Raw genomic sequence first — 9,610 nt, 5'->3', positions numbered from 1 at the left:
AGCCTTATCTCTGCGCCTTCGGCGCTCTCCAAAAAAGGGGGGCGTGGGCGCGGGACAAACCAAGCGGTGCCATTTTTGAAAAGGAGTACAGATCATGAGTGCAGCAGCAGACCGCATCAGAATCGAACAGGAAAAACTGAACGAAATCCGTCAGGAGGCCGCCCAGCGCATGCAAAAAGAGTGGGAGGACATACAGGATAAGGCCCGCGCGCGCCTGGACGCCGGGCGCGATGGCCGTCTGGATGAGGGCAAAGCCGAAGAGCAGCGCCGGGCCGATGCTCAGCGGAAAGCGGATCAAGATGACCGCGCCCAGCGCTTCACAGACCAGGCCAAGAGGGGGTCCCTTGAGAAAACGGAAAAAATCGTACGTTAAGCTCCTGCGAAGGGCCGCAGCGGCCGATATTTACCCTGCTTGAGCTTGGCGCTACGCCGCCACAGGTAATCCCCCGTCAGATTGATGTGTTCCCAACCCAGGGGAGACAGGTACTGCAGCAGCGTTTCGTTGACCATTTGCCCATGCTCCTGCAGGGCGCTGACTGCCCGCTCCAGGTACACGGTATTCCACAGCACGACAGCCGCCGTCACCAGATTCAGGCCGCTGGCCCGGTAGCGCTGCTGTTCAAAGCCCCGATCCCGGATCTCCCCCAGCCGGTTGAAGAACACCGCCCGGGCCAGCGCATTGCGTGCCTCACCCTTGTTCAGTCCCGCCTGCACCCGTCGGCGCAGCTCCACGCTTTGCAGCCAGTCGAGGATGAACAGCGTGCGCTCGATGCGCCCCACCTCGCGCAGGGCCACCGCCAGACCGTTTTGACGCGGATAGCTGCCGAGCTTCCTGAGCATGAGAGAGGCAGTCACCGTCCCCTGCTTGATGGATGTCGCCAGGCGCAGGATGTCTGCCCAATGGGTGCGTATGAGCTGGAGATTCAGGTTGCCACCGATCATCGGCTTGAGGGCGTCATATCCGGGACCGTCCTTGGGCAGAAACAGTTTGGTTTCCCCCAGATCCCGGATCCGCGGTGCAAAACGAAAGCCCAGGAGATGTGTCAGCGCGAAAACGTGATCCGTGAAGCCGGCTGTGTCCGTGTAGTGCTCTTCGATCCGCAGATCCGACTCGTGGTACAGCAACCCATCGAGCACATAGGTCGAATCGCGCACGCCGACGTTGACCAGCTTGCTGCTGAACGGCGCGTATTGGTCGGAGATGTGGGTGTAGACCAGCCGCCCGGGCTCCGCCCCATACTTCGGATTGACGTGCCCGGTACTCTCGGCCTTGCCGCCGGCGCGGAAGCGCTGACCATCCGATGACGAGGTACTACCATCTCCCCAGTGCGCGGCGAACGGATTGCGCAGCTGCGCGTTGACCAGTTCGGCCAGAGCCACCGAGTAGGTCTCGTCGCGGATGTGCCAGGCCTGCAGCCAGGACAGCTTGGCATAGGTCATACCGGGGCTCGATTCTGCCATTTTGCTCAATCCCAGATTGATGCCGTCGGCAAGTATCGCCGTCAACAGCAGGGTCTTGTCCTTGGCCTCATCGCCACTCTTGAGGTGCGTGAAGTGGCGGGTGAATCCGGTCCAGGCGTCCACTTCCATCAGTAGATCGGTGATTTTGATGTGCGGCAGCAGCGCCGCCGTCTGGTCGATCAGCACTTGCGCCGCGTCCGGAGCGACCGCATCCAGCGGGGTGATTTTCAGGCCGGAGTCCGTGATGAGGGCATCCGGCAGGTCATCGGCGGCCGCCAGCTGACTGGCACTGGCGAGCTGCTGTTCCAACAGCGCGATGCGCTCCTGCAAATAAGTCTCACAGTCGGTGTTCACCGCCAGCGGCAGGGCGCCGGCCTGAGTGAGATCGTCGAACCGCCCGGCGGGGATCAGGTACGTGTCGAAGTCCTTGAACTGGCGCGAGCCCTGCACCCAGATATCGCCGGAGCGCAGGGCGTTCTTGAGCTCTGACAGGGCGCACAGCTCGTAGTAGCGCCGGTCGATGCCGTCTCCGGTGACCACCAGCTTTTTCCAGCGCGGCTTGATGAATCGGGTCGGGGCACCAGCGGGCATCTTGCGGGCATTGCTGTCATACAGGTCGCGGATCACCTCGATGGCATTGAGCAGGTCCTGGGCCGCAGGTGCCGCCCGCAACTTGAGGACAGCCAGAAAAGGTGCGGCATAAAGACGGACGGTGGTGTAGCTGTCGCCGATGTGGTGGAGGAAATCAAAATCGGCGGGTCGGGCGAGATCTTTGGCTTCAGTGACGCTGGCGATGAAGGCCTCCCAAGGGATGACCGATTCAATGGCGGCAAAGGGATCCGCACCGCTCTTGCGGGCTTCCAGCAAGGCATCTCCGATCCGCCCATACAGGCGGACTTTGTCGTTGATGGCCTTTCCCGAACGCTGGAACTGTTCCTGATGTTTCTGTTTGGCCGCGTTGAACAGCTTCCCCAGGATACGGTCGTGCAGGTCGATGATCTCATCAGTTACCGTGGCGGTGGCCTCGATGACTAGTGCCGCCAGGGTCGCATAGCGGCGCTGGGTCTCGAACTTGGCGAGATCCGCTGGCGTCATTTGGCCGCCCTCACGGGCCAGCTTGAGCAGGCGATTCTGGTGAACTAGAAGCTCCATGCCGGCGGGCAAATCTATCGCCTGTAGGGCCTGCAAACGTTCAATGTGCCGGCGCATGTGCCGCGAGTTCGGCTTGGCCGGTGCCTCCCGCAGCCAGGCCAGCACAGTCTTCTGGCTACCATCCTTGCGCTTGAGGAGCGCCTCCAGTCGTTGGCGATGGTCGGCCGACAGCGCATCCGTCAGGGCCGCATAGATCCGCCGGTTGGCCCGGGTGATCGACTCAGCACAGATGCGGTCGATGACCTCCATTGCTGGGATGATAATGCGTCGCTGGCGGAGCGTTTCCAGAACATGTAATGCCAGTACGACGCCTTTATCCGTCTGAACAGCCAAATCCATTGTGTCATGCACAACTTGCCGGTAGTGCGCCAAGCTAAACGGCTTCAGTCCCAGATAGGTGCGCAAATCGAGCAGGTGCTCGCGCCTGGTTTCCTCTCGTTCAGCGTATTGGGGCCAGCAACGCGAATCCATACGCAATTGACGTCCAACCCATTCCAGAAGGGATGCCGACACCATGGTATCAGTCAGCAACCCTTGCCCAGGGAAACGCAGAAGGCATAGCTGGATAGCCATGCCCAAACGATTTGCGTCCCCGCGTCGCTGTTGGATCAGCGATAAATCGGACTCGCTGAATGTGTAGTGCCGGATCCATTCGTCACCTGTATCAGGAATCGCCAAGAGGCTGGCCCGTTCGGCTGCTGAGAGGGTGGAACGTCGAGGCATCGGTGACTCCTGAAATGCGTGGCAGCACAAACGTTCGTTTGTGCACCTATGACGATGCACCGGCACGATCAGGCTTTGCGCAGTGCAAAAATATATTGCACAATTACGCCTAATGGCAACAGGAAATCGCAATCATGCGCATTGGTTATGCCCGTGTTTCTACCATGGACCAAGACGCCCAGTCTCAACGCTTGGCACTGAAGAGCGCCGGATGTGAAAAGATCTTCGAGGAAAAAGCCTCTGGTGGTCGCTGGGATCGCCCGGAGCTGCATCATCTCTTGGGTCATCTGCGCAAGGGCGATGTGGTTGTGGTCTGGAAGCTGGATCGCTTGTCGCGTTCGTTGAAAGATCTGTTACTAACGCTGGAGAAGATCGAACAAGCCGAAGCAAATTTTCAAAGTCTCACGGAAGCGATTGATACCACCAGCTCCGCCGGACGGATGATGATGCAGATTGTAGGGTCGTTCGCCGAATTTGAGCGGGCGATGTTGCGGGAACGGACGAAAAGCGGACTGGATGCGGCCAGAAAAGAAGGACGTGTCGGTGGTCGCAGGCCCAAGCTGAGTTTGCCACAGCAAAAAGAGATCATTACGTTGGTCACGTCAGGCCAGAAAACTGCAGCCGATGCTGCCCGGCTATTCCGGATACATCCCTCTACCGTGGCTCGCCTACTCGCCAGACATCACCAGAAAGGCGCCGGTTCAGCTTAACGTACGATTTTTTCCGTTTTCTCAAGCGACCCGTACAGACCGGAAAGACGATCACCGCCCAAAGCATCCGCGACGCTACAGATCGGGTGGCCGACAATATGGAGCGGGGACTGGTCACCTATTTGCATGGGGAAGAGCCGATGGCCACCCCGGAGGAGGCCGCCCGGTGGTTTTCGGTCTATGTCCGGAAAGCGATGTCCGAGATCGGATTGGAGCCATGATATCGTCGTCCGATCGGGCATTACTGGTGGTGGATAGGGCGCTGGAGCACAAGCGGGAGTTTCTCAGCACCTGGGAGATTCAGTTTCTCAACAGCGTTCGGGTTTCCTACCGGCACCATAGCGAACTGACCGTCGCGCAGAAGCAGATGATCCGTGACATAGGGAAACGACTATGTCTGGTGGATTAGCTATATGGCCAGTACATATTTTGTCCGCAGGTCACGCGCTGTAAGCGGCCAGTGCGGATGACTTGGAGACCCATGAATCGCCTATAGGAAGACCTGTAGCGCGCCATGTATCCGTTACAGATAAAGGCACCGTCTAATGGCAGCGCTAGTTCGGTTCAGCGATTGAAAACCACACCTACCATCGTCCTTTTTCGTCAGGATCTGCGCCTGGCCGATCATCCCGCCCTTTGGGCTGGAGCCCAACGGGGGCCGGTGTTGCCTGTGTTCATCCCCGAACCCCTGGATGAACACGGTGCTGCTTGGCGCTGGTGGCACGACCGAAGTCTCGCTGCGTTTTCTACGGCTCTCACGGAACGCGGGTTACCCTTGATCCTGCGCCGCGGCGATCTCTTGGCAACGGTGCGGGAGATGGTCGTCCAGAGCGGCGCCAGTGCCGTGTTCTGGAATCGCCGTTATGATCCTTCCGGTATGGCGCGGGATCGTGCCCTCAAGGCCGCTCTTCTAGCCGATGGTGTGGGGGCCCGTTCCTTTCCTGGCGATCTTTTGGCCGAACCCTGGGAACTCCTGCGGGGCGATCGTCCGTACCGGGTCTTCACTCCCTTCTGGAAAGCCTTTCTGGCGCGGGGCCAAGTGGTCGAGCCGCTGCCCATTCCGGAGCACTTGCAGGCTCCGTTCTCCATTCCGAGCAGCGACAACCTGGACAGCTTGGCCTGGCGGCCACGAAAACCAGATTGGTCCGCCGGGCTCGCTACCGCATGGGAGCCCGGCGAGAAGGGTGCCTGGCGGCGTTTTCGCGACTTTCTGGAAACCGGACTTTACTGCTACGACGGCGGCCGCAATGAACCGGCCCGTCACTGCGTCTCCCGGCTCTCGCCGCACCTCGCTCATGGCGAACTGAGTCCTCGACAAATCTGGCAACAGATGCGGGAGACGGCGTCACGACATCCGCAATTAGCCATAAGCGCCGACGCCTTTCTGCGGGAACTGGGCTGGCGGGAGTTTTCCTGGCATCTGCTCTATCACTTTCCGGATTTGCCCCATACTCCACTGCGCCCGGAATTCGCGCGCTTTCCCTGGCGCGAGGATCGCGGGGCACTGGGCGCCTGGCAGCGGGGACGAACCGGCTATCCGCTGATCGACGCCGGCATGCGCGAACTCTGGCAAACCGGCTGGATGCACAATCGGGTGCGAATGCTCACGGCGAGCTTTCTGGTCAAGGATTTGAGGATCCCCTGGCAAGAAGGCGCCGCCTGGTTCCGGGATACCTTGGTGGATGCGGATCTCGCCAATAACAGCGTCTCCTGGCAGTGGGTAGCCGGTTGCGGTGCCGATGCCGCGCCTTACTTCCGGATATTCAACCCCGTGCTGCAATCGCGAAAATTCGATCCCAACGGGGTTTATCTGCGGCGCTGGCTACCGGAACTGGGTGCTCTTGATGACACCGATATCCATGACCCCGCCAATGCCGGCGAACTGGCGCTGGCCCGTGCCGGCATCGTCCTCGGGCGGGACTATCCCTTCCCCATGGTCGATCATGCGCTGGCCCGTGAAGTGGCTCTGCAGGCCTTCGCTCAACTCAAGAAATGACCCCTAACAGGCATAAAAGAACCCCCCTGCCGAATTGCTTGGAGGGGGGCTGAAACCCTGGGGTTTCGGGGTGGATCAAAGGCCTATGGCCTCATGGCTTGCGCCATACTTCATCACGGCTTGCGCCGTTTTTACATCAGTCGGTTACCCGGCTTCACATCAGCAGCCCGAAGGCTTTGTTTACCGCGTTCCAACCAGACGGCCCGATGGCCGTTTACCACATTTGGGCTATTGCCCGTCTGCCCCGAAGGGCTGCGATTGCTCGCGTCGTGTTGCGTGGCTGCGCAAGGTCACCCGTTTCAGCACCGCCGTGCCCCCCCAAGCCGTACCACCGGCGACCAGGCTTACGCCTGGCGGGGTTGGGTTTGCTCTGTCCGAACCGGACTCAAGCACTTTCAGCGAATCGTTGCTGACGCACGCCGCCTTTGACCAGCGGAACGGTCGAGTGGATGTTCCGTTACGCTTCCATGTTGGAAGTGCAAGCGGGCCGCCGATCCTTTTATGATCGGTGTAGCATTTTTCGGATGGTGCCACCCATCCGTGCCCTCCTGGCGGCCAAGCCTGGAGGACAGATACGCACTGCCGAGTGCGCCTTTTGCCATTTTTTAGGTGTTGGAGCGGCCAGCTCCTTAATCGCTTGTTGCGTGTGGTTCAGGCTTTCGTACCCGATTCGTCATCGGATCTGTTTCGCGTACCGTATTCGTCAGCCGTTCACAGACTCCTACTTGCCCGATCTCCCGAACTTTTGCCTATCCGCTTGCCGAGCGGGTCATGGGCAGTCAGTTCATCCCAGGTTTATCTGGAAGCCCTTCTCGCATGCGCGAGTGTCGGGCGCTTCCGCTACTCACAGTTCCTAGCCGTCGGCTCCAGTTGATCACATAGCCCTGAGGGCCTACCCCCGCGAGTGCGGGGTTTCGGGGGGAAAAGATTCCAAAAAGCCTCCCCTACCATGATTCAACCTTCAACGCCTCCGAAAATCAGCGGCGATCTCCCTTGCGGGATTTCAGGACTGCGCCGGTTTCCCGGTCCCCGATGCTCCCTCGAGGGGTTGCACTTACAGGCTTGAGCTATCATCGACCCGCACTTTCGCGCGGTGCCCTCCATCCTGAATCCTGACCTTGCGGACGGATCGGCCTCGCGGCCATCATGAAGTCAACGCCTTTCGGCGTTGCGAAACCCACCTGCGGGGCAAAGTCACGCGCCTTGCGGCTCGTCCCTTTGTTTGTCTTCGCGGCCAGCAGGTACACACCCATTGCTGGGGTGCCCGTGTTCCTGTCGCCCAATCCTGATCAAGCGGTCTTTCTGAGCCGCGAGATGGATTGGATTGAGTGGAAGATGGAGTTTCACCATCAGCCCTCAGCGTAGCCGGACGAGCACAATTATGAGCATCCGGCTTCACCACACTAGGTTGGCCTGGCGGGCCAGCCTGCGCTCCCATCCGGGAGCAAGCGAAACACCGGGGGGCTGGCGGCCCCCTAAAACGGGGGAGGCAGCCCCATGGCCCTATCAGTATAGCTCCGGTTTGCCTGTATATGGAATCTTAATTTGTAGAAGATTGCATTGTGCAGATATTAGCTTATTATTTGGTGTATGACAGATCAGTATGTGCCCTTTGTTTTTATCAAAAAGACGGTTGCCCTGCAACGGCTCGGGGACGCGGTGCGGGGTGGTTATCGCTGGTATGTGACCGGCAGCCTGCCGCAGTCGAAGATCTCCACCTTTTGCGAAAAGCAGTCCGCGCGGTACGACCTGTCCTGGTCTCCGGTGCGAACCAGAGCCGCCCGGAAGTCTGGCAAGGCGGTTTTCCGACTCATTCTGCTACGCCAGGACCGCGAGCCGGATGTGATCCACTGGTGGCTCCTGAGGACCGAAGGCGAAATGTCCTCCGAAGCCGGCCGGGAGAAGTGGCGAAACGCGCATCGAGACCGGATTTTTTTCCAGGGGTACGAGCTGGTCCGTACCACCAAGTCTGGCGCAGACCATGCCGTATGGACGTGGCGGATGCCGCCGGATGCCGAGCGGGAGTTACGGGAGAGGGTGATCCTGTTGATCCGGCAGAAGCGGGATCGAGAGTTGCAGGAGTTGATAGACGGGGTATGGCGGGCGCCAGGGTTTTCGGGGGTGCGCGACCAGGTCAAGAAGGTTCGGACGCTCCTGGTTCGAGAGTGGAAACGCAGCCGTGCAGAAGGAGAAGCGATGCCCGCCGTTCCAGAAAGGATTGGCTATCTGCGCAGGCTACCCAGTCTGGGCCAGCCGCTGACGGAGATCCTGGGTGGAAAGGTGAGGCAGAGGGCAGTACGGAAATCCAAAGTGGAATAGCAATGCGTCACGGGCGAAGCCCGGCACGGGCATTGACGCAGCACCACCTTGGTGAAAAAAACAGCGCATGTCCGGCACGGCTGACATCGAGCCGGACGCGCACCGGCGCGCCCCGAGAGCGAGGGGTCCCCGCTTGCGGGGACGGAACGAGGGGTTTATCCGGCGAATCGGAATCGTGGCGCACCTTCTCGAAAGCCGTGCCGATAGCCTATGCCAAAACGAGAGCGGTTCATGAGAACGCGGAAGCCAGCAAAGGCAGGGGATTGGTTCTCAGAATGAGAGGCCTCTCAAAAAGGTTCGGTTTGCAGACAAGGATTGACCCTTATAAAAAACGGGCGGGGTGTCGGCCCGCCCGTTCAAGACTTCAGAGGATGAAGTCACCACATGCTCGTAGATAGATGAATACTGCTATTCGCGTGGAACCGCCCCTTCGCCAGAAGAACATGCATTATCGTTCGCAGTAATCATCTCTCTTAAGAATGATCTAGTCGTTGTCAATATGTTCTCTTTTTGAGCATCAGAAAAACTCCGGTATTTATCCCATGTTTTCTCATCCATCCTAATCCCGATGGTCTTTAACAGTGGATTTTGTTTTTTAAATGACATAGATGCTCCCCTATGAAGGGGCGAGTCGCAAATATTTCAATGAGTAGATCCATTTCCCCGCCTCTAGTACAGATTCAGGAAGGTCTGCATCTGCTGCTGATTACCGTTGGCGTTGGTGAAGGTGTCCGTGGGCACCAGCTCCAGGCCATAGGGATAGGTGCTCGTCGACGTCACCGACTGCAGGAAGTCGATCTGCGGCATCAGATTCGTTGTGGACGACAGGGCCCCGTTGATGATGGCATTGGGGAAGCCCAGGCCGTTGTCCGGCGCGGCGAATACCACACCGGCGTTGCCGTTGGTGTAGAGCACCTGCGCGGCGGTGTTGGCAGTGTTAGTGGTCGGGTCGTAGTTGTAGTTGATGGTCGGCGCGATCAGGAAGACCCCGGCCCGGCCGAATTGGGCGGCGTTACTGAAAGCGTTGGCGATGACCACCGGCGCCGTTGAGCTGCCCACCGTCAGGCTGTTCGTCGTCCCGCTACCCGCCTGCAGGTACACCAGGCCCGGGAACTGGAAGAGCCCGGGGTTACCGGGGGTGCCAAAGTTGCCGTTGCCGCCGAGGCCGAGGTTGCCCGTGGGGGTGGTGGTTGGTCCGTAGTTGTTGGCCCCCGAGCCGGCGTTCACCTGCACGTTCCCTGTCGCCTGG

The 9,610-nt window shown here is 59.6% G+C and carries 7 protein-coding genes; 5 read left to right on the top strand and 2 right to left on the bottom strand.

Annotated elements, in window-relative coordinates; translation table 11 throughout:
• The first annotated feature begins 94 nt into the window (after nt 1-94).
• Nucleotides 95-373 carry a hypothetical protein gene (locus M6F29_RS10365; RefSeq protein ID WP_278666998.1) on the top strand — a complete coding sequence of 93 codons (279 nt, stop codon included), beginning with the start codon at nt 95-97 and terminating at the stop codon, nt 371-373.
• Here the strand turns inward: M6F29_RS10365 and M6F29_RS10360 are convergent.
• Nucleotides 370-3,336: a Tn3 family transposase gene (locus tag M6F29_RS10360; RefSeq protein WP_298159461.1), complete on the bottom strand. Its 2,967-nt coding sequence runs from the start codon at nt 3,334-3,336 to the stop codon at nt 370-372. The genes M6F29_RS10365 and M6F29_RS10360 overlap by 4 nt on opposite strands.
• Before the next feature lie 134 nt (nt 3,337-3,470).
• Here M6F29_RS10360 and M6F29_RS10355 point away from each other — a divergent pair, with 134 nt between their 5' ends.
• The 4 genes from M6F29_RS10355 to M6F29_RS10340 all read left to right on the top strand — a co-directional run bounded on the left by M6F29_RS10355 (nt 3,471) and on the right by M6F29_RS10340 (nt 8,361).
• On the top strand, nt 3,471-4,046 hold the full coding sequence (locus M6F29_RS10355) for a recombinase family protein (protein ID WP_298159458.1): 576 nt from the start codon (nt 3,471-3,473) through the stop codon (nt 4,044-4,046).
• A gap of 217 nt (nt 4,047-4,263) precedes the next feature.
• Nucleotides 4,264-4,455 carry a hypothetical protein gene (locus M6F29_RS10350; protein WP_298159456.1) on the top strand — a complete coding sequence of 64 codons (192 nt, stop codon included), beginning with the start codon at nt 4,264-4,266 and terminating at the stop codon, nt 4,453-4,455.
• Nucleotides 4,456-4,617: 162 nt separating this feature from the next.
• Nucleotides 4,618-6,042 (top strand): cryptochrome/photolyase family protein, encoded by a 1,425-nt coding sequence (locus M6F29_RS10345; protein WP_298159454.1) that lies wholly within the window; start codon nt 4,618-4,620, stop codon nt 6,040-6,042.
• 1,590 nt (nt 6,043-7,632) lie between these two features.
• Nucleotides 7,633-8,361 (top strand): hypothetical protein, encoded by a 729-nt coding sequence (locus tag M6F29_RS10340; RefSeq protein ID WP_298159451.1) that lies wholly within the window; start codon nt 7,633-7,635, stop codon nt 8,359-8,361.
• 669 nt (nt 8,362-9,030) lie between these two features.
• On the opposite strand, the gene M6F29_RS10335 is transcribed toward M6F29_RS10340, so the two are convergent.
• Nucleotides 9,031-9,610 (bottom strand): hypothetical protein (locus M6F29_RS10335; RefSeq protein WP_298159448.1); only part of this gene is annotated, 580 nt, incomplete at its 5' end.

The sequence above is a fragment of the Ferrovum sp. genome (assembly GCF_027317285.1).
Taxonomy (GTDB): domain Bacteria; phylum Pseudomonadota; class Gammaproteobacteria; order Burkholderiales; family Ferrovaceae; genus Ferrovum.
The sequence above is the reverse complement of the archived record's forward strand: the minus strand, read 5'-3'. Positions and strand labels throughout refer to the sequence as shown.